Annotated in this window: 14 protein-coding genes; 3 read left to right on the top strand and 11 right to left on the bottom strand. The window is 41.4% G+C overall.

What is annotated here, in order from left to right:
- Nucleotides 1–639: 639 nt before the first annotated feature.
- Nucleotides 640–966: a WYL domain-containing protein gene (locus LX64_RS03070; RefSeq protein WP_111596124.1), complete on the bottom strand. Its 327-nt coding sequence runs from the start codon at nt 964–966 to the stop codon at nt 640–642.
- Between the two features lie 302 nt (nt 967–1,268).
- Nucleotides 1,269–2,024 (bottom strand): XRE family transcriptional regulator, encoded by a 756-nt coding sequence (locus LX64_RS03065; RefSeq protein WP_111596123.1) that lies wholly within the window; start codon nt 2,022–2,024, stop codon nt 1,269–1,271.
- 117 nt (nt 2,025–2,141) lie between these two features.
- Here LX64_RS03065 and LX64_RS03060 point away from each other — a divergent pair, with 117 nt between their 5' ends.
- Nucleotides 2,142–2,606, top strand: a complete 465-nt coding sequence (locus LX64_RS03060; protein WP_111596122.1) for a hypothetical protein — start codon at nt 2,142–2,144, stop codon at nt 2,604–2,606.
- A 208-nt stretch (nt 2,607–2,814) separates the two neighbouring features.
- Here the strand turns inward: LX64_RS03060 and LX64_RS03055 are convergent, their stop codons facing one another.
- Nucleotides 2,815–3,552 carry an SdpI family protein gene (locus tag LX64_RS03055; RefSeq protein ID WP_111596121.1) on the bottom strand — a complete coding sequence of 246 codons (738 nt, stop codon included), beginning with the start codon at nt 3,550–3,552 and terminating at the stop codon, nt 2,815–2,817.
- A gap of 121 nt (nt 3,553–3,673) precedes the next feature.
- Between LX64_RS03055 and dinB the strand changes: the two genes are divergently transcribed.
- Entirely contained in the window at nt 3,674–4,909 is a 1,236-nt protein-coding gene (dinB, locus tag LX64_RS03050) for a DNA polymerase IV (RefSeq protein ID WP_111596120.1), read from the top strand.
- Nucleotides 4,910–4,918: 9 nt separating this feature from the next.
- Nucleotides 4,919–7,864: a DNA polymerase III subunit alpha gene (locus LX64_RS03045; protein ID WP_111596119.1), complete on the top strand. Its 2,946-nt coding sequence runs from the start codon at nt 4,919–4,921 to the stop codon at nt 7,862–7,864.
- Between the two features lie 228 nt (nt 7,865–8,092).
- On the opposite strand, the gene LX64_RS03040 is transcribed toward LX64_RS03045, so the two are convergent.
- From LX64_RS03040 to LX64_RS03005, 8 genes are all read right to left on the bottom strand, one after another.
- Entirely contained in the window at nt 8,093–9,415 is a 1,323-nt protein-coding gene (locus LX64_RS03040) for an aspartate kinase (protein ID WP_111596118.1), read from the bottom strand.
- 17 nt (nt 9,416–9,432) lie between these two features.
- Complete coding sequence (locus tag LX64_RS03035; RefSeq protein WP_111596117.1) at nt 9,433–10,506, bottom strand: Ldh family oxidoreductase; 1,074 nt, start codon at nt 10,504–10,506, stop codon at nt 9,433–9,435.
- Between the two features lie 31 nt (nt 10,507–10,537).
- Nucleotides 10,538–10,852 carry a DUF3467 domain-containing protein gene (locus LX64_RS03030; protein WP_111596116.1) on the bottom strand — a complete coding sequence of 105 codons (315 nt, stop codon included), beginning with the start codon at nt 10,850–10,852 and terminating at the stop codon, nt 10,538–10,540.
- 178 nt (nt 10,853–11,030) lie between these two features.
- Nucleotides 11,031–11,984: a DUF1735 domain-containing protein gene (locus LX64_RS03025; protein WP_111596115.1), complete on the bottom strand. Its 954-nt coding sequence runs from the start codon at nt 11,982–11,984 to the stop codon at nt 11,031–11,033.
- A 26-nt stretch (nt 11,985–12,010) separates the two neighbouring features.
- Nucleotides 12,011–13,606 (bottom strand): SusD/RagB family nutrient-binding outer membrane lipoprotein, encoded by a 1,596-nt coding sequence (locus LX64_RS03020; protein WP_111596114.1) that lies wholly within the window; start codon nt 13,604–13,606, stop codon nt 12,011–12,013.
- Nucleotides 13,607–13,617: 11 nt separating this feature from the next.
- On the bottom strand, nt 13,618–16,710 hold the full coding sequence (locus LX64_RS03015) for a SusC/RagA family TonB-linked outer membrane protein (RefSeq protein WP_111596113.1): 3,093 nt from the start codon (nt 16,708–16,710) through the stop codon (nt 13,618–13,620).
- A 1,487-nt stretch (nt 16,711–18,197) separates the two neighbouring features.
- On the bottom strand, nt 18,198–20,222 hold the full coding sequence (locus tag LX64_RS03010; protein WP_111596112.1) for a ComEA family DNA-binding protein: 2,025 nt from the start codon (nt 20,220–20,222) through the stop codon (nt 18,198–18,200).
- Nucleotides 20,213–21,016: a hypothetical protein gene (locus tag LX64_RS03005; protein WP_111596111.1), complete on the bottom strand. Its 804-nt coding sequence runs from the start codon at nt 21,014–21,016 to the stop codon at nt 20,213–20,215. The genes LX64_RS03010 and LX64_RS03005 overlap by 10 nt, the downstream gene beginning before the upstream one ends.
- Between the last annotated feature and the right edge of the window lie 20 nt (nt 21,017–21,036).

Raw genomic sequence — 21,036 nt, 5'->3', positions numbered from 1 at the left:
TTGCGTGGTGTTGCTATTTGGGGTGTTTGAGTTTGATTGGGATAATGGAGTTTTTGAGATTGGGGGTTTAACAAGGTTTTTGTCGACAAAAACTTTGAAAACTACCGGATCATCCTTGCTGACAGTAGGTTTGAAGTGAAAAAATCGGTGTTGAGGCGGTGAAAAAATGGGGCAAAATTCTTAAAGGCTTACTTATCAATACATTTTAAATTTTACCCTTTAATTTATTCCCTGCGGAAAATAATTGGCGACTGCGGTAAAGAATATAGCGAGCCTTTGACTTCCCTTTAACTTGCCTTTGACTTGCCTTTGAAAACCCTTTGAAATGCCTTTGACGACCCTTTGAAAGACTTTGACTTCCCTTTGAATGGCTCTGGCAACCCTATGAAAATCGTCACCAAACCACAAAAACCTTTTTAAGGGCTTTTAAGACCACAACAATAACCCATCAAGCAATATTTACCACCAAGAGAGAGATAAGTCAAAATACAGGCTAAAAAGGCCACAAAACAACCATTTTGCTTACAAAAGGTCAACCATTGGGATCACATGAAACTTTCTTTACAACAACATTAGTAGTTGGTGTTCTACAGTATTCCATGAATCCCAATGCGTTGTGTTGTAAGATTCGATGAACCACTACACCTGTAGTAGCACTTTTACATACTTATGGGCATGATGATTAAAGGTTCTTTCGATTTCAAATGAAGGAGCAGTATCGATGATTTCTACATGGGTGATATAGTCGATTATATAATCGCGCCAAGCGGGTAATGGTTTGGAGGGATCGGTACAAACGCCGCCTAGTTTGTAGATATCGACATTGGTTTGACCGTGTTTGGCGGTGTAGAGGATGTGAGGATGCCCTGTACGTTTACCGGGTATTTTGCCGGGGCAATTGTATTCGTACTGAATGGGTTTTCTCTTAACAATGGCTTCTTTGATAATGGACAATGTGTCGGGCATAGATGAGGTTTTTAAATGTTTATAGCATACATAAATATACATGAAAGTACTGCGAACAGAAGGAAGGAAGGGGGTATAACAAAATGCTTATACAGGGGTTAATACATATCAATTATCAATAAGTTGACATATCAATAATTGCCTTACACTTGATCAATACTTAGTTAATAATTGATCAACAACGAATAGGATTAACAACATGCATCACCGAAGGCAGCATCCCGTTGCAGATGGCAATCGAGGCAAACAAGATGCTGACTTGGTGAAATATTATTTACTGTAGTCGCGATGTAGCGCTACATTTAGTTTTGCATTTTCTTTTTTAGCATGCTCACTTGTTCTTGCAAGTTGGTGACCATATCTGCCAAGTGATTCACGCTTAAACGGGATTGGGAACCCATTTTTTGGATAATAGCATCTGTTTGCCAGATCTCCAATATATCTTCCATGGTTAATGGATAAGGGTCGTACTGCGGGTTATCCGATACTAGCGTAACCTTATTCTTGTTACGGTTACTCTTTAATACACGCTTGTACACGATCCCTTCGCGGCTCGTTACCACGATATGGGTTTCGTTGTTCTTAATATCTTCCCACTTGTCTACCTTATGGCAAACAATAACGCTACCTGAAGGGGTTGGTAGCATGGAATCCCCGGCAATTTCAAATGCCCGGTAATTACCGGCACCCAACATGGGTAAGGTAAAGGTGTTCAGTTCCTCGATAAATTCATCATCATTATATCCAGCCAAATAACCCGCCGCTGCCTTCACCGGTACAAATACTACATTCTGACGTTGGTTATTTCCTAATTTCTGCGCCCGGCGTTTCTCTAAGTAATTCTCCTTTGCGGTACTCAAATCACGGCGCAATAAATCATCGATACTTACCCGGAACATATCACTCACCTGCTCCAACACCTCTGTGCGGGGCTCGGCGCGCTCTTCCTCGTAAGCACCTAGCAATGATCGCTTGATGTTTAACTTATCTGCAAATTCCTGCTGGGTCCAGCCCTTTTGTTTACGCAGGTATTTTAAATTTCGGCAAACGGTTGACATCGCTCTAATTTATTTAGTAAATAATACTAACAAATTTAGCAATTATTTTTTTTATTTTCCAAATAAACTTGGTTGAGTTCCATTATTTTTGTCCCTGGTTTAAAAAAATCTGATAATATGTATACAGCAGTTCAATGGGTGCACTCCATCTTGCGTTACCTCGTGCTTTTCGCAGGTATCTGGGCGGTAATCCGTGCTTTTAGAGGTGTAGCTGGCAAAACGCCCTACACAAATGCAGACAATAAGGCAAGCTTGTTCTACATGATCTTTTTCGACTTGCAAGTAGTATTTGGCTTATTACTCTTCTTTGTAAGTCCCCTCATCGGCTCTGCTCTCGACAACATGGGTGCGGCGATGAAAGACAGTGTTCTCCGCTTCTTTACTGTTGAACACACTGTATTGGCATTGGCTTCTTTAGCATTTATGCACATTGGTCGTTCTAAGATCAAAAAAGCAGCTTCTGATGCGCAGAAACACAAAACAGCTTTAATTTTCTTCGGTATTTCGTTGATTTTATTGCTGGCTTTAATTCCTTGGCCTTTCCGTGCCGCTTTAGGTAAAGGTTGGTTACCTGGTATGTAATTTTGTCGTACAATTACTGTATTATAATAAATGGAAAAACGCCCTCTACCATTGTAGGGGGCGTTTCTTTTTATCCATTCGTATTAAAACTCGTTGCTTTTGCTTCTACTTAATAAAGCATTATTACACAATTTGCTAAAAAGCATCGCCTGTACCTAACTTTTCAGCTCCTTGTACTAAATGGCGAACCTGCCGGTTTACAAACCATCTAACCTTGTTCTTTATAAAATAAGCGGTACGAGTATACAAATGGTAAATAAGCTAATATACCTGCCGTTACTATAAATAAACATATACCTGCCACCATCGGGATAAACATACCACCAACAGCGATGGCAATTCCCGTAAACAGCCATAATTTACTGGCCATATGGTGCGTTAATGTCCAATTAATATCACTTTGCAGCGTCCACGGCGTTCTTACCCCTACATAATTATTCGGGTGTAAGTTCTTTAAGAACACGCCAATTGTTGCTACCATCAATCCTACAAAGAGGAAGGTCCATTTTTCCAAGAACATCACTTTCCCATGCGAAGCCATCCAAATAAGCGTACAACTGAAAAGCGATAAGAAAAAGTGTATCCGGAACCGTATCCGGTAATACTGCGCCATGTGTGATTTGGCTTCTTGCGGCGGCTCATCCTCCGTTTTAGGAATGTAGCGGAACAAAGCATACAATACGCCGTTCGTTACGAATAAAAAGATGAGTAATAATAAGATATCCGACTTCGGCCCTACCCGCTCCGGTGTACCTGTAAATAAGTTGTAGTTCGACGGGAAAATGTTCGGTAATGATGGCCATACTATGCCCAAATAAACCATGGGCAAGAATAGCAAAGCAATAAATAAAATTTCTCTGAAATAATTCGGCCTTATCATGGTAATAGTTTTAAGTGAGTAAAAACTACCGGGACTGGTGCCCTTACTATTATCTACAGTTTTCATGCCTGCTTGGTTTTAATTTTCCTGGTTTTAACATCCTTTTTACCAGGATTTAACTACTAACTTTTTTAGTTTTACTAAATATTTTAGTATTTTTGTCGTAGATTCTATAACTATTAAAGACATGATCACGCTCCAACATCGCACCATCGCGCATTTCGATCTCGATTGCTTTTTCGTGTCGGTAGAATGCTTGCACGACAATAGCTTAAAGGGGAAACCCTTGTTGGTAGGTGGTAAGAGTGACCGTGCCGTAGTGGCCGCTTGTAGCTACGAGGCGCGGCGGTTTGGAATCCATTCGGCCATGCCCATGAAAACGGCTTTGCGTTTATGTCCGCATGCGATTGTACGCAGTGGCGACATGGAACAGTACAGTTATTTTTCGCGCATGGTAACGGATACAATTGCAGAAAAAGCCCCATTATATGAAAAGGCGTCTATCGACGAGTTTTATTTAGATATATCGGGGATGGATAAGTTTTTCGGGTCGTTGAAGTGGACGAGCGAGTTACGTTCTTTGATCATGAAGCGCACGAAGTTGCCCATTTCCTTTGGTTTAGCGTCTAATAAGATGGTATCGAAGGTGGCTACGGATGAAGCGAAGCCGAATGGACAGTTGGAAATCCCGTTTGGTTTCGAGAAATCGTTCTTAGCGCCGATGCCCATCGATAAAATCCCCATGGTGGGGAAAGAAACGGCGGCACAATTACGCCGCCGGGGGGTAGAAACCGTTAAAACACTCAGCGAAATCCCCATAGGCCTGCTGGAAGCGTGGATGGGGAAAAATGGCATCACATTGTGGAATAAAGCCAACGGGATCGATGATTCGCCCGTGGTACCGTACTACGAGCAGAAATCCATTTCCACGGAAAACACCTTCCATGCCGATACCATTGATGTGCAGTTTATGCAACGCGAGCTGGTACGGATGACAGAGAAAATTGGGTTTGAATTGCGCCAGCAAGAAAAGCTCACCGGCTGCGTGACGGTAAAAATCCGCTATTCGGATTTTGAAACAGTGACCAAGCAAATTTCCATCCCGTATACAGCTTGCGATCACGTGCTGTTATCGCATGTGAAAGCTTTATTCGAGAAGCTGTACGATAGGCGATTGTTAGTTCGGCTTATCGGGGTTCGGTTCAGTCATTTAGTACAAGGTAATTATCAAATCAACTTATTCGACGATACACAAGAAATGATCGCGTTATACCAAGCCATTGATAGTATTAAAGATCAATTTGGTGCGGAGTTTTTAATGCGGGGATGTAATGTGAAAAACGGTGAAACAAGCGAGAAACAAATCTTACCATTTTTGAAAGAAAGCGGCGGCACGATGCGGAAACGCTACCATGGCCGGTAAATAAAACATATGTTTTTGAATTGCAAAAGCTGGTTCAGCTTACGTTATGGCACCATCGACACGAAAGAACTCGTGAGAACTGCACAGCAGCTGGGCATTACATCGCTGGCGTTGACCAATATCAACAATACCACCGATGCATGGCTTTTCGTGCAAGAATGCCGCGCGCATCACATCAAGCCTATACTAGGTGTGGAGTGTAGAAATGGGAATGATTTACAATACATTTTACTCGCACACAATATGGAAGGTTGGCTACATATTAACCAACATATAAGCGAACATTTACAACAAGAAACAGCATTCGAGCAGCGCGCCCCGCGGTTACCCTATACCTATGCTATTTATCCTTGGGGAACCGTTCCATTGGCAGATTTACAGGAACACGAACTTGTAGGTGTTCGCAGTAATGAACTAACAAAACTTTTTAGAATAGACACGTTCACACACGCGCAGCAATTGGTGATACTGCAACCGGTCACTTATCAAGACGATGTATACTTTGAACTACACCGATTGCTACGCGCAGTGGATCAGAACCTGCTCATCACGCAACTCGATCCCCAAAGCGTGGCCAAGCAAGGCGAAACCTTCGTGAGGCCCGCGCAGTTGGTAGATACATTCGCTGCCTACCCACACATCATCCAGAACACTTTGCGCGTGATGGAACAATGTAATATTACATTCGATTTTCATCAACATAGAAATAAAAAACTGTTTACTGCAAGCGCAGCAGAAGATGCACAACTGCTGCGCCAATTGGCCTATGAAGGCATGGAAGATCGTTACGGGGCACAGCATGAAGAAGCGAAGCGACGTGTTGAGAAAGAGTTACAAGTGATTAGTGATTTACATTTCACGTCGTACTTTTTGATTACTTGGGATATTATTCGCTTTGCCAATGAACGGCATTTCTTTTACGTAGGAAGAGGTAGCGGTGCGAATTCCATTGTTGCGTATTGTTTGAAAATAACGAACGTAGATCCCATTGCGCTCGACCTCTATTTCGAGCGTTTCTTAAATCCCCACCGCTCATCGCCACCCGATTTTGATCTCGATTTTTCTTGGAAAGACCGGGATGAGATCACGCAATATATTTTTAAAAAATATGGCCATAAAAACACGGCGCTTATCGGCACCATTACTACGTTTCAAACGAATGCAATTGTGCGCGAATTGGGTAAAGTATATGGCTTACCGAAAGCAGAAATCGATAAAATTTTAAATAGCCCGCAACAAGTTACACTCAATGGCAATGATACTATTCAAAGTAAAATCTGGTACTACGGTTCGCGCTTGGAAAAGTTCCCCAATCACTTGAGTATACACGCGGGTGGGATTCTCATCAGCGAAGAACCCATACATCAATATTGTACCACTCATTTACCCCCCAAAGGCTTTATCACCACGCAATTCGACATGCACATTGCCGAAGCAATCGGGTTACATAAGTTTGATATTTTGAGTCAACGCGGGTTAGGACATATCCGCGAAGCCATGGACATAGTGAAGCAAAACAAAGGCATCGACATTGATATACACGATGTGCAAAAGTTTATGGAAGACCCTAATATCAATGCGCAGTTGCAACATGTAAATACGATTGGGTGCTTCTATATTGAATCGCCGGCCATGCGGCAATTATTGTTGAAACTGCGTTGTAGTGATTACATTACCCTTGTAGCAGCGAGTTCTATTATTCGTCCGGGTGTGGCGCAATCGGGGATGATGCGGCAATATGTATTGAATTTTCATGCGCCGGAAAAGGCCGTGTATTTGCATCCCATCATGGAGCAATTGCTAAAGGAAACTTACGGTATCATGGTGTACCAGGAAGACGTGATTAAAGTAGCCCATCATTACGCCGAGCTTGATTTGGCCGATGCAGATATTCTCAGGAGAGCCATGGCAGGTAAATATAGGGGGAACGATCAATTTCAGAAAATCAGGGACATGTTCTTTGATAACTGTGCGCGATTAGGCAGGCCCGCGGCGGCAACAGACGAAATATGGCGTCAAATAGCCAGCTTCGCCCATTACTCCTTTTCGAAAGCCCACTCTGCCAGCTTTGCTGTAGAAAGCTACCAAAGCCTGTATTTGAAAACATACTTCCCGGCGGAATTTATGGTGGCCGTGATTAATAACTTCGGTGGCTTTTATAACCGTGAATTGTACTTCCGCGAGTTATTGAAAACGGGCGTTGCCCTGCATGCTCCTTGTGTGAATAACAGCGATTATTTAACGAACATCAAAGGTACAGATGTATACATGGGCTTTGTGCACGTGGAGCGATTAGAGACGAGTTGGGTAGAAGACATTTTACGGGAACGCAAGCAGAACGGGGTATTTGCCGGGTTGGAAGACTTTATAGACAGAACCAAACCTGCCCCTGAACAATTAGAAATATTGATACGCGTGGGTGCATTCAACTTTACGGGGCAGATGAAAAAAGAACTGTTGTGGAAAAGTTCGGCTTTACAACGTAATTATAAGCAGCACGAGCATCACATGCCGTTATTCAAAGAGCCGTCGAAAGATTGGCGTTTGCCTACCCTCGCCTATCATTCGCATGAAGATGCTTTTGACGAGATTGATTTGTTGGGATTTTCTTTGGCCTCGCCGTTTAGTATTTTACAACATAACCAAGTGGGTTATACCCCTTCGCGGATGTTTAGATTTAATGTTGGTCGTACTATCCGCGCTTTAGGTTACTTAGTATGTTTGAAACATTCGCGCACCAGCAAGGGTGAGTTAATGTGCTTCGGTACCTTTCTCGATGCAGAAATGCAGTTTTTGGATACGGTGCATTTCCCTAATAGTTTGGCGCGTTATCCTTTCCAGAAAGGAGGGTTTTACAGCATGGAAGGTAAGGTGATAGAAGAGTTTGGAGTAGTTACGTTAAACGTTGAGCAGATGCGCAAAATTGGGTATTTCGAAGATAAAGCGATTGCTTAAAAATATTAAAGTACATGCATTCCTCGATTCAGCAGTACCAAACGCGGTGGGTGATTTTCGCCTGCCGCTTTTTGTTTTTGGCGTGTTTGGGATGAAGTTGGGCAGAAAGTAATACAACCGTACAAGTGTGCGACGCAACAGTGCTTCATACAAGTACCAACGCCGGCTCACAAGCATAAAAAAAACCGTCCCTACAAGAGACGGTTTTCGTGTTAATATTCTCCGCGATTACTCGAGGCCGAAAAGACCTTTGTTGAGCAATTGCAATGTTTTGTTTTTGTATTGCGCCGCTACGAGGATAGAAATGTTGTGCCTACTACCACCGTAAGAAATCATACGTAATGGCACTTCGCTAAGGCAATCGAACATTTTGCTGAGGATAGCAGGTGTAGCTGCTACTTCGTTACCTACGATAGAAACGATCGCTTGTTGGTGGTCCAGCTCAACGCTACCAAAAGGTTGCAACTCTTTCAAGATTTGATCGAGGTGTTGAGAGTGGTCGATTGTTAACGACACAGCTACTTCAGAAGTAGTGATCATATCGATTGGCGTACGGTATTTCTCAAACACTTCGAAGATTTTGCGTAAGAAACCGTAAGCTAATAACATGCGGCTAGATTTGATCTTGATCGCAATGATACCATCTTTTGCAGCAACCGCTTTTACCCCGTTACCGTTAGGCATTTCGGTGATGATTGTACCTTTTGCTTCTGGTTGCATCGTATTCAACAACTTAACAGGAATGTTAAAGTGTTGTGCAGGCCAGATTGATGCAGGGTGCAAGATTTTAGCCCCGAAGTAAGCCAATTCAGCCGCTTCGTCGAACGATAATTGTTCGATAGGGAATGTTTTGTTAACAAGACGGGGGTCGTTGTTATGCATACCATCGATATCCGTCCAGATTTGCACTTCGCTAGCTTGGATAGCGGCGCCGATGAGGGAAGCGGAATAATCGCTACCACCACGTTTTAGGTTATCGATTTCGCCACGAGCGTTGCGGCAGATGTAACCTTGCGTGATGAAGATATTGGTTTGTTTATTTTTTTCGATGAGGGAAGCGAGTTTCGTTTTGATTTTAGGAATCTCGGGTTCTTCGTATTCATCGATGCTCATGAAATCCAATGCAGGAAGCAATACAGCATTAATACCTGCTTCTTCCAAGTACGTGCAGAACAATTTAGTAGATAACAACTCGCCTTGTGCAAGAATATCTTTGTTCAATGCCTCGTTAAAAGAAATTTTGAGGATGATATTCAAGAACTCAAAATGCTCGTCGACAATAGCATTCGCCTTTGCCTTACCATCAACGCCCTTCACTAATTCATCTACGAAAGAACGGTAGTGGCCTTCAAGCTTATCTATTTTTTCCTTGGCTTGTACCTTATTGCCTTCAGACAAAGATTGACTGATTTCTACCAACGCGTTGGTAGTACCAGATAAAGCTGATAACACAACGATTTTTGCATCGTTGTCTGCCGTTACCAGGTTAGCTACGGAATGCATCCGTTCTGGTTTGCCTACTGAGGTGCCGCCAAATTTTAAGACTTTCATTTTGATTTTATATATGCTTAGAAATTGATTTTGAATTTATCTGCCACGCCTTGTAAGTCGTTTACAACCGGCGTTAATAAAGGTATACCGCTTACTCTTCTTTCTGCATCCATTTCTCTTTCTGGATCGCCTGGGATAAGCACTTGGTGACCTTCTATAGGTTTTGTAGAACGGAACCTATTAATCCAGTTATCCATATGTTCTTTGAATTCATCTGCCGGTCGGAATCCATCGACACGCATAGCGCCGAAGAAATGTCCTAAACCTTCGCCTACTGGGTTAGGAGGTAAAGGTAAGAAGCTTACGAAAGGTGGAGCCCATGGGCCATAATTGGCGCCAGATAATACCGCCGAGAAAATGTCTACGATAGCACCTAGGCAATAGCCTTTATGGCTGCCATGTTCGCGATCGCCCCCTAGTGGCAACAATGCGCCGCCATCTTTAAGGATATTCGGGTTGGTAGAAGTATCACCTTCTTTTGTTTGTACCCAGCCTGTAGGCGCCTCTTGGTTCTTGCGTTGCAAGATTTCGAGTTTACCATTGGCAGCCGTTGTTGTAGCGAAATCGGCTACGAATGGCGGTTGCGATTTTGCTGGAATTGCTACAGCGATGGGGTTTGTACCCAACATTCTTTCGGTAGCAAATGTGGGTGCTACAAGCGGGCTGGCATTTGTCATGGCCATACCGATCATATCATTTTGTAAGGCCATCATGGCATGGTATCCTGCGATGCCGAAATGGTTAGAGTGCTTAACCGATACCCAGCCACTGCCCACATTTGTTGCCTTTTCAATGGCTACTTTCATAGCAAAAGGGGCAACTACAAGCCCTAAACCTCCGTCGCCATCAACCGTTGCAGTGCTCGGTGTTTCATGTACGATGCGGATATTAGGGGTCGCATTGATACGGCCGGCTTCCCAAAGGCGTACATACCCACTTAAGCGGGCAACGCCATGCGAATCGATACCGCGTAGATCGGCAGAAAGTAAAACTTCACTAGCCAGTTGTGCATGCTCTTCCGAGCAGCCCATATGTAAGAAAACCTCGTTTGTGAAACGGGTTAAGTGTTCGTAAGAATAAATGTGGTCCATCCCAAAAAAGCTAGAATTACAAAAATACGCTTTATGCTTGCGCAGTGGGTCCTCCAAAGTTCATCGGGATTGATACCGGCTCTTGGTCTTGAATAGGTCCGTGTGCAGCTTCGTATTTCTTAATATTATCTGCCAGGGCCTTCATGAGTCGCTTGGCATGTTGGGGAGTAAGGATGATGCGAGATTTAACCCGTGCTTTTGGCATGCCGGGCATTACGTTAATGAAATCAACAACAAATTCCGAAGGAGAATGGGTTATCACAGCTAAATTGGCATATGTTCCATCTGCTACATCTTCATTCAATTCTATGTTGAGCTGGTTTTGCTCCTCGTTTTGATTTTCCATTATAATATTATTAAGAAAGCACAAAAATAGAAAACCACGACGTTTTTTCGACATTTTTTTGAGAAAGAGTGAATAGCAGGTGATTAAAGGGGTTTTATATATGAAATAAAATGGGCTTCAATAAAAAAGCCGCCTGCATAAAGCAGGCGGCTTTCAAAATTCTATTTAAATGTCAACCTTATGGTCTTGCTCCAGTTTTAACCCATTTCTCAGTGAACACGCAACGGTCTCTTGTTACTTGAACCATAACATATTTCACATCGATTGTGATTACGTCTCCAGATTCGGTTACTGTGTTAGCTCCATCTGGTGAAAGTTTACCAAATCTAGTACCGGCACCTTGACCGTAAGCATTGGTAACTTCTACTACTTTACCCGCATCAAATCTAAATTGAGGCGTCCAGTTACTATAGTAGCTCGCACCTGTACCAGTATTGAACACGAAACCTGTCAATCCATAATCATCATTATATGCGTAACATTCGTTTGCACTAGCAGTGATTAAGAACATATGGTTATATGGGTACAATCCTTTAAATGCAGGATTATCATTATCTACATAACTACCTGTTACTTTGTACTCACCATCCCAGTGGTTTTTAGCATCTAACCTGTAAACTGCTGTACCGTAGTTCAAGCTAATACCACCAGATGTAGTTGATTTAATTTTCAAACCAACGGCATACATTTCATCTAGGTCGAAATCAGCAGTTTTAACGATTACCTTAATATAACCAATTCTTTCACCTTTTTTGATTATCGCAGTTGGATTTTCAATGGTGTATAAAGTGGTAGGCATAATCGTGTAAGGATCACCTTCGTTTACTTCGTCGTTATACGTTGTAACAACTGTTGGATCAACCTCAACTGTAACCGATACATCATTCGGAGCCGCTGTTGGGCCAGAATATGAAATTGGTAACATAAATTCCGCAGCGGGCATAATATCAAATGCAGCTTGGAACATTGGGATTGGAGTGCTAGTAGGTGAGCTGATCGTATTGTTTACGTTTCTGAAACCTACTACTGATGGTGAAGCCTCAGGATTAAATGCTTGATCTTCTTTCACACAGGATACTAATGAAGTAGCCAGTGCGCCGATCATAAATATATTTGAGAATACTTTCTTCATGACTAATAAATTTAGTTTCGCAACAATTAATTTTTCCTTCTATCCCAGAAAATATAATCTGTCACCGCAATACCTTTAGGAACGTTATTAGGGTTCACTTGATATTCAGAAGATGGGTACAAGATTCTTCCTGGTAATTTATCAGGTGTTGTCATTGTAGAGTTCAAAGACACAAATGTGGCAGTTGCGTTAGTTGAACCTGCAGTAATAGCTGGGTAACCTGTTCTTCTGTATTCAGCCCAAGCTTCGTGCCCCATGATAAAGTTAAGAGCAATGTATTTCTGCGTGATGATCGCTTCTAATTTTTGCTCATTTGTTGTTGCCAAATCCCAATTTACTAACCTAGCGTAAGTACCTGTAGCGTTATTTGTAAAATAAGCTGCGTAATCTGTTTCAGGAAGCTTATTCGATAAGAAACGACCGTCCCAAGTTGAATAAAGGTACCTGTAAGAAGCTAAAATACCTTCATTAAACAACACCTTTGGATCGCCAGCAGCGTAAACACCAAACAATGCAGCTTCTGATTGTAAGAATTTAGCTTCTGCTAAGAACATAATCGGTTGACCTTGTTGACGATTTTTCAATATACCGAGTGCATCTGGTTCATCGGCAGTGTAAGCAGTACTCACACCTTTGTACCAAGCAGTACCTGCAGGAGCAGTAGCTGCATCATCACCAGTGTAACCTAATTGGTTAGCAGTAGTAAGGTTTCTAAAGCTTACACCACCTCTAGCATCGGTTAATTTAGTACCGTTGTAGAAAGAAATAATGAAACGCGTAGGAACCCTTGAGTTACCAGCACCAGCTCTTGTACCTGCGTAGTTCGAGTGGTAGTTATTCCAGAATGGGTTTTGTTTACCATCATTCTTAGAGTAATTAGGGTTTACTAATACATCTTGGTCAATGAAACCACCTGTGAAATCTTTGGTTACACCATCCAATGCTGTTGTTTTACGAGCACGAACGAGCAATTTCAATTTCAACGTATTTGCAAACTTGATCCATTTAGTAAGGTCAGTAGTAGCACCGAACATAACGTCAGCTTTACCAATACTGTTTTCTAAAGAAATCTGAGGTTCTTGCGCGTTTCTGATTTTGATAATCGCTGTATCTAACTGGTTGTAGATGTCTTTGTAGATCGCTTCAGCATTATCATAAGCAGGTACGATATTATCTAAACCTTTCAATGATTGTGAGTAAGGTACATTACCGTAGTTGTCTACTAAAATTTGGAAAGTGTACGCTTTCATGATTCTAGCAACAGCCTCATAATATGTATACTTAGGATCTGCTTTTGCGTAGTTGATGATCAATTGATAGTCCATCAATGCATCATACTGGTTTGTCCATACACCGTTGTAATCAGAAGTAGTGTAGTTGTAAGTCAAGGTAGAACCCCAACCGCCATAACCACCTGCGTTCGCGATGTAACCAACTTGCCATGAACCGTAATCACTTAAACCAACTGTGTTAGCAGCAGATGCAGTTAAAGCTTGTGGCAATAATAGCTCTGGAGAGCTAGTGGTTGCTGTATTTGGATTTTTATTTACGTCAAGATACTTTTTGCAGGAAGAAAATGCAACCGCACCTAAAACGAGTAAACTTAATATTTGTTTTTTCATGTCGCTGCTAATTAGAAGGTTATTGAGATATTACCACCAAAGTAACGAGATGGAGGAGTTTGTCCTAATGTAGTGATACCTACAGCGTTACCGTCTGTGAAGCTGTACTCAGGATCTGTGTACAAGTTCGATTTTGGTACCCATAAGAACAAGTTACGTCCTTGAAGACTTACGCTCGCGTTTTTGATTACTTTAGTTTTACCTAAGAAAGATGCAGGTAAGTTATAAGTCAATGCCATTTCTCTTAATTTCCAGAAAGCACCGCTATATACATAGTTACTTGCAATAGCCATGTTATAACCACCATCACCATCAGCCCAATAGCCAGTACCACCATCACGTACCATTACGCTAGTGTTTGCTACGTAGCTGTTTGATTTGTCATCCCAATAAGAAGAGTTTGGAATTACGAAACGTTCACGACCGAATTGTGTAGTACGGATAGAAGAACCAGAGAAGTCATATGTTGATGCACCGTTGTTATAGATAACATAACCACTTCTGTGCTCAAACAATGTGAATAAACGCCAGTTTTTGTATTTCACTTCTAAGTTAAGACCCATGATATCCTTAGGGTTAGTGTTGCCTAAGTATTTGATTTCTGGATCAGCTGAAGGATAACCAGTGTTTTTGTCTACGATGATACGACCCTTGTCATCACGTAAATAGTCAACACCATAAATTACTGGGAATGCCATACCTGGAACAGCATACACTTGTGCAGTACCGCCAGTTGTCATTTGTAATCTTGGAACGTCGCTAGAGATGGATACAACTTTGTTATCGTTGTGTGTGTAGTTACCACCCACTGTGATTTGGAGATCTTTAGTTTTGTAAGCTACAACGCTGTAAGTCAACTCAAGACCTTTGTTTGTCACCTCACCTGTATTTCTCAAGTATTGTGAGTAACCAGAAGCAGTTGATACACCAGTAGTTACAGTTTGGTTAACTGTAGAAGATGAGAAATATGTAGCAGAAAGGTTAATTCTGTTGTTCCATAATTCAGCATCAAAACCAGCTTCCCAAGCAGTTGTCATCTCAGGTTTCAAGTTTCTATCAACGATCAAGTTGTTAGCAGTGAAACCAGGACCAGATGGGTAAGGGAAACCTCTTGCAGGGCTGAATGTTGATTCCAAAGCGTAAGCACCGATAGATGCTTGACCAATTTTAGACCAACCACCACGTAATTTCAACAAGTTCAAGAAACTATTGTCTTTCAACGCGTCGATTGCTTCTGTAGCAATGAATGATGCGTTTACAGATGGGTAGAAGAATGACCAGTTATTTTGTGGCAATACTGAACGCCAGTCGTTACGACCAGTCAATTCCAAGAATGCAAAGTTTTTATAACCAACTTTGAAGTTACCCCAAACTGCCACTTGGCGTGCTGTAGAGTTACTTTCGCCACCACCCAATTCACCTAAACGAACGCTTACGTTGTAAAGGTCTTTGATGATATTACCGTTAGAACTTACACCAACAGATTTAGCAGTATTATTTCTAATGAACTGACCTAAGATCAAGTTGAATGTGAAGTCGTTTACTCTCTTCTCGAATTGCAATTGCAAGTCAGAAGTGATTTGTGTTTCGTAAGAGCTACCATCAGATACGCTACCAGGGATGTTCGCTTTAGAACCAGTTACATAATATGAATCTTCATAGATGAAACGGCCTGTAGTGTTTTTGAAGCTGCTGTTTTGCGTAGATAAACCTACACGGTAAACTGCAGAACCCCATTTGAATGGAGAGTAACGGATTTCAGCGCTACCTACTAAATAATCGTTACGAGTCGCAGAGCGGTTGTTATCGATTGTGAAGTATGGGTTAGCATAGTAATCGTTGTAGTAACCTTGTGGGTTAGCAAACATATCATTCTGCCAATCTTTGTACTTAGTTAAAGGAATGTGAGCAGGCGTGTTCAACAACTGATCGTACATACCTGAAGTAGCAGAAGTAATATCGTAACGGTTTTGTGTATAGTAAGTGTTATAGCCAATTTTAACTTTATCACCTACGTTACGTGTACCGTTAGCGCGTAAACCAAAACGGTTGTACTCGTCTTTAGGAGTAGTACCATTTACTTTAGCGTATTGAACAGCTAAGTAAGAAGTACCTTTATCATCACCAGAAGATAATGCTAAATCTGATTGGCTAGTTAAACCAGTTTCCCAGAAGTGTTTTTTATCGTTGGTGTTAGAATAAGCAACTTTTTGAGTTGTTCCATCTCTCAACGGGCGGCCAATTTGTACCATTGAACCGTCGAAGCGAGGACCGTATTGTTGGTTTTCATACGGCGTATAAACTTGACCGTTACCAGTTGCACCAGAACCGAATTCTGTTTGCAATTTAGGGTAGTAAGAAACTTGCTCAGCAGTTAAAGTTTGAGAGAACTTGATAGAAGCAGAACCGTTTTTACCTTTTTTGGTCGTTACAATCAAGGCACCGTTTGATGCATCAGAACCGTAGATCGCGGCAGCAGAAGCACCGTTCAATACGTTGATATCTTCGATATCATCTGGGTTCAAGTTAGATAAGATGTTTGATGGAACGATCACATTATCAAGAACAACCAAAGCAGTGTTGTTACCTAATAATGAACGTTGACCACGCAATACTAATCTTACAGTTGGGTTTACACCACCGCTGATCGCGTTTACTTGCAAACCTGCAACTTTACCACTCAAACCTGAAGCAACGTTCACTGGACGAGCTTGTACAAGTTGTTGTGAGTTTACAATGGTTGCGTTGTAACCGATCTCCCTTTTACGAGCGGCAACACCACCCGCACCGATTACAACCTCATCCAAGGTTCTATTCGATGATTCGAGCGTGATACTTAATTCGCCAGAACCGGAAACAGCAATTTCTTTTTGTAAGAAACCAACTGAACGAACTACCAACGTGTTACCCACGTGTGCAGTTAATTTGAAAACACCATTTTGATCGGCTGTGGTACCACGGGTTGTACCTTTAATTTGAAGTGTAGCAAATGGTACTGCTGTACCATCAGAATCTACAATCTTACCCGTAACCTGGCGCTCTTGTGCATAGGCCAGGCTTATACTCACCATGAGCATGGTGAAAAAGAGTAAAGCCTTTTTCATATTGCGATTTAGATTTTGGTTGACCCTCGCAATTTAGTAAAAAATAATTGGTACCAAAAAATTTTAGTTAAGTCCGTGTTAAAAAATTACAAAAGGAGGAAAAAGTTTACAAGTGGGGAAGACATGATAAATCCTTGCTGGTCAAGGACTTGACAAGTTAAGAGGGGTTCACAAAATTTTTTTGAAAAAAAACCGGCCCGTGTGAACCGGTTCACTTGATGATCAGTAAGGTGTCAATCAAAATCTAAATCACCAATTATTTATAATTATTTAATTATCAGCTTATTAACCTCCAATCTTACGGGAATAATGCCATTTTTTCGAGAAAGTAGATATAACTAGGATTTACCCGGGCTTCCCAGGTATAACCTGTTTTTATATCGATTCGTTCATTTTTCTAGGGAAAAACAAGAAAATTTCACATATATAATTATTCAATATATAATATGGTTCGTATGACGGTCTTTCAAGCTATAATTTACCCAACTAGATAATTATATATACTAATAGATGGTTCCGAACAATCATTTTTTGCATTCCGTGGCTATGTATTCATCCGTGCGCTTACTATAATGACGTTTAAGCGGGCATAAAGTTGCAACTAATGCCCACTTTTTAAAAAAATATTTTCCACTCGGAAAGTTAAAACCAGGTCACCAGTTCGATACAAGTCGTAACAAATACTGTACCAGGGCCACTCCTTTAATAGCATGAATCAATATTTGACATATCAAACATCAGCTCAAACATCTATCTACAAACTCCCCAATCGCGCTACAGTACTAACTTTCCCGCTGCATCACTCGCTTTTGTGATTTTTCCATTAAGTTTATTTTGCTTTTCTAAATACCATGTTCCTTAGAATAAGTGTTCAACCAACAAGTATTAAAATATATTAACTGGGCAGGAGGACGAATTTACCATGATACGTATTTCCAAGGATTAGACCTGTATTGCTTCGGCCTTTTATTGGTTACAGGACTCGTGGTAAAAGAAACCGGGGGCTGCTGCCCAGTTTGATAAATGGACCATGATTTACCAGGTTCATCTATAGCAACTGTATGGCGGCATATTTGTCGTATCGCGTTATTCTCGCCATTTGCTTGGGTAGCTTTACGAGTGTTACTTACACACTTACTGGGATTTTTTGATTACCTATTGATTAGCAATAAGATTCCTATACTGTAACGATTGATCTGCCTATATGGAGAATATATCTACAATATTGGGATAACATTGAAAGAACATTAGAAGAACATTAGGATAACATTGGAAGATATTATAAAATAAGGATTTTACTTTTTCAAATAAGCTACAATCCTGTATGGGCGTGCATTTTGCTCACTGCGGTGAATAAATTGCTTTTGTGATTTTTAGTTAACTAATACGTTTTCAATGAATTAGATATTCAATACCCTTTATTTCAGCATTAACCTACCAGTATGCTAGTCCCCTTATACCCCAAACACTCCTATTTCCCCCGTTCCTCACAAACCCCAAGTACATTGAATCATACATTGTGTACTTCGAGGCCCTTCTATCTCGTCCCACCCACTACCTAAACTCGTTCTGCCTGGTATATGCAGGTGTTGAATACTCCCTGTTATTTGGAGTTTCCTTGCCAATTTATAATCCAGGTAAACATAGTATTGCCAACCTTCCCCGCTGTATTGCATTATACTTTGATCAAATAGTTGGTTACCTGTTACCACGTACATCCTGCTATCACTACCTCCTACATCAAAACGCGTTAGCCTACTTCTTATCTTTACCGTGGAACGAGGAATACGTTGCTGCCACTCACAATATAGCATCCATCCCGTTTGTTGCGTAGTTGAACGATACCACTTCGACTCGTACCGTACCTTCATTTGCCCTAACTCCGAAAGTTTATGTACTACCTGGCAACGGGCCACTTGCACTTGCTTACCTACTAAATTATAAGCATGCTTCCCCGGTACTATAACTTGTTCTTCTGCATGCTGGCTGGTATACCTTAAAAAGCAACTGGTTTGCTTGCTTGGCGTATACTGTAATGTAACGGAAGCCGATACCCCGCTTGAAGGTGCGGGCACCAAGTATTTAAGCCAAGGAAACTTATACACATCTATGAATGCCGACAACTGCACTTCTCGGTTAAACCGCCATTGGAAACCTGTATATACACCAATTTCATTGGTTACGTTACTTTGTTGCCCGAATGCCCGCGCATATCGACCATGATATTGCTTGTTGTAATAGCGGTATAAAATCGAGATATCCACGTCTTTATGAAGACTAGCTAATGCGCCTTGCACAGAAGCCCAACCTTTCCCCAATTCATATGCTATTTCTCCAAATAGATGCATGTTGCGCCAATTCAAGCTATAGTCTGTGCTGATATTGGTGGCTGCTTTTCCTGTAAATGATAGCACTTGGTATAAGGCATCTCCCCTTTTTATGTTGCTACTGAAATGGTGGTGAATTACATTGAGATTTAATTTTGATTGTTGTTTCGACCAACGTATTTGTCCACCGGCAGTATATTGTGTGAATTGCTGCATACGTGCTATTTCTAGCGCTGTTCTATGGTACCCGCTACTTTGGATGCTGGCATTCGCTTGCAACAAGCTATCTTCATTCATAATAGCATCCAATCTTCTTCGTGATACGAATGCTGTGACCATTGTTTTGGGTACTTCAAATGTAATAGCTGCACCCCGGTAGAAATAATACTCCCCGGCCGATGTATAGGGTCGTATTACTTCATTATCTTTTTTAATCAACATTGCATCATTACCCATACTATAAGCCATACTATGCCATTGAATTAATCCTTGTCCTAGGTTCACAACATAATCACCCAGTATGAGCTTTTTAACATGTTTTTGATGGGCCAGCATAAAATGAAAGCTGGAAAAATCCACGCCGTACTTACTCCAATAGCGCTCCCCGGCATCTTTCTCTACTAAAAATCCCCAACTCGCTTGCTGCCCAAATTGATACTTATACCGTAAAAGCACTTTCATTCTATCACCTACATATTGCTTCCCAAGGGTATCTCGTATTTTAAAGCCCCGCGCCTTTTCCAATACACTACCTAATCGTAGGCGGAAAGTATGATCGCCGCCTGTAAGTATTTGTTGTATAGAAAATTTCATTGCCATATCTCTGCCCACTACAATGTATGGCAACATTTGTCGAATGGTCAATAGATCCAATCCTGGTACTGCTTGTAATTCGTAGATGCTAATAAAATCACCCAGCAATGTACGGTACGATAGAATAGCGGCAATTTGTAATGGATGTAAACATCCCAACGCTGCTAAATCTTCGGCGGTAGCTGTATTTAGTTGTAATGGTTTTCTTTGCCAATGGCGTAATTGGTATTGTTGATCTTCATTTTCTTGTGCATCTTCTTGAACTGCCTGTGCTTCCAATTGCAACTCACTTTGCCAAGTTTCTTGCTGCTGCGCAAATAGTTGAATACTGATTACGCACCACAACAAACAGGTAATAGATTTTATTGCCATATCAATAAAACATTAGGTGAAATGCCTAATTGTACATGGTAACTTCCGCCTATTCCATACCCCATCTTGCCCCGCTTCCAGCGAAAAGATATGGCCTGCATGCTAGGTTGAAAAGCCGTACTTAATTGAATTTGGAGAAATTTTACAGGTTCGTATAACAGCTTCATGGCGGCGGTTAGCGAGGATTGAGATGCCTTCACACAAACAACTTCTAACAGTACTTGTTCACTAATTTCGTAGCCTATTCCTACAGTTACGATCACAGGTATTTGTAATAACGTTTGTTTTATGACATAACTTCCCCCGATATTATACCATTGCAAACCCAGTGATAAAGCAGGTGTAATATGACAAAGCCATGCCACTTCTGGTACTACTGCAAATTCACGCTGTAGCCCTTCTCCCGTTGCACTCACATAATTGAACTGTGCACCCACTTGCATGGATGTATTAATGTTCATTCCATACGCAATACCAAATTGCTGCTCTTTAAAATAGCGATCTCCAACGGCACCGAATGACACTCCTATGCCTCCGTTGCCCAATGGTGTAGCAAACACACATGAATAGATACCTACACCCGGCAATAAAAACCGGCTCTCGTACAGTACCGAAGTGGAAGACCTTTTTAGATTACCGAGCCTAGCTTGGTTCAGCAAATGCGATGCAGGCAAATGATGGTTGGCACTAAACGTGCGAGCATATACAATATGGTGGACATTCCTCCATAATGATGGTTGAGCAGTGCTATACAAGCTACTACACAGGCTAACAATGAATACAATTTGCTTCATGGATATGGTTGGTTACAAAC

It is taken from the genome of Chitinophaga skermanii (genome assembly GCF_003259335.1).
In the GTDB taxonomy this organism is placed as follows: domain Bacteria; phylum Bacteroidota; class Bacteroidia; order Chitinophagales; family Chitinophagaceae; genus Chitinophaga; species Chitinophaga skermanii.
The sequence above is the reverse complement of the archived record's forward strand: the minus strand, read 5'-3'. Positions and strand labels throughout refer to the sequence as shown.

What these genes read in the sequence shown, in the direction of transcription:
- LX64_RS03070 (WP_111596124.1), bottom strand. Translation starts at nt 966, where the DNA reads ATGCCCGACACATTGTCCATTATCAAAGAAGCCATTGTTAAGAGAAAA.
- LX64_RS03065 (WP_111596123.1), bottom strand. Translation starts at nt 2,024, where the DNA reads ATGTCAACCGTTTGCCGAAATTTAAAATACCTGCGTAAACAAAAGGGC.
- LX64_RS03060 (WP_111596122.1), top strand. Translation starts at nt 2,142, where the DNA reads ATGTATACAGCAGTTCAATGGGTGCACTCCATCTTGCGTTACCTCGTG.
- LX64_RS03055 (WP_111596121.1), bottom strand. Translation starts at nt 3,552, where the DNA reads ATGAAAACTGTAGATAATAGTAAGGGCACCAGTCCCGGTAGTTTTTAC.
- dinB (WP_111596120.1), top strand. Translation starts at nt 3,674, where the DNA reads ATGATCACGCTCCAACATCGCACCATCGCGCATTTCGATCTCGATTGC.
- LX64_RS03045 (WP_111596119.1), top strand. Translation starts at nt 4,919, where the DNA reads ATGTTTTTGAATTGCAAAAGCTGGTTCAGCTTACGTTATGGCACCATC.
- LX64_RS03040 (WP_111596118.1), bottom strand. Translation starts at nt 9,415, where the DNA reads ATGAAAGTCTTAAAATTTGGCGGCACCTCAGTAGGCAAACCAGAACGG.
- LX64_RS03035 (WP_111596117.1), bottom strand. Translation starts at nt 10,506, where the DNA reads ATGGACCACATTTATTCTTACGAACACTTAACCCGTTTCACAAACGAG.
- LX64_RS03030 (WP_111596116.1), bottom strand. Translation starts at nt 10,852, where the DNA reads ATGGAAAATCAAAACGAGGAGCAAAACCAGCTCAACATAGAATTGAAT.
- LX64_RS03025 (WP_111596115.1), bottom strand. Translation starts at nt 11,984, where the DNA reads ATGAAGAAAGTATTCTCAAATATATTTATGATCGGCGCACTGGCTACT.
- LX64_RS03020 (WP_111596114.1), bottom strand. Translation starts at nt 13,606, where the DNA reads ATGAAAAAACAAATATTAAGTTTACTCGTTTTAGGTGCGGTTGCATTT.
- LX64_RS03015 (WP_111596113.1), bottom strand. Translation starts at nt 16,710, where the DNA reads ATGAAAAAGGCTTTACTCTTTTTCACCATGCTCATGGTGAGTATAAGC.
- LX64_RS03010 (WP_111596112.1), bottom strand. Translation starts at nt 20,222, where the DNA reads ATGGCAATAAAATCTATTACCTGTTTGTTGTGGTGCGTAATCAGTATT.
- LX64_RS03005 (WP_111596111.1), bottom strand. Translation starts at nt 21,016, where the DNA reads ATGAAGCAAATTGTATTCATTGTTAGCCTGTGTAGTAGCTTGTATAGC.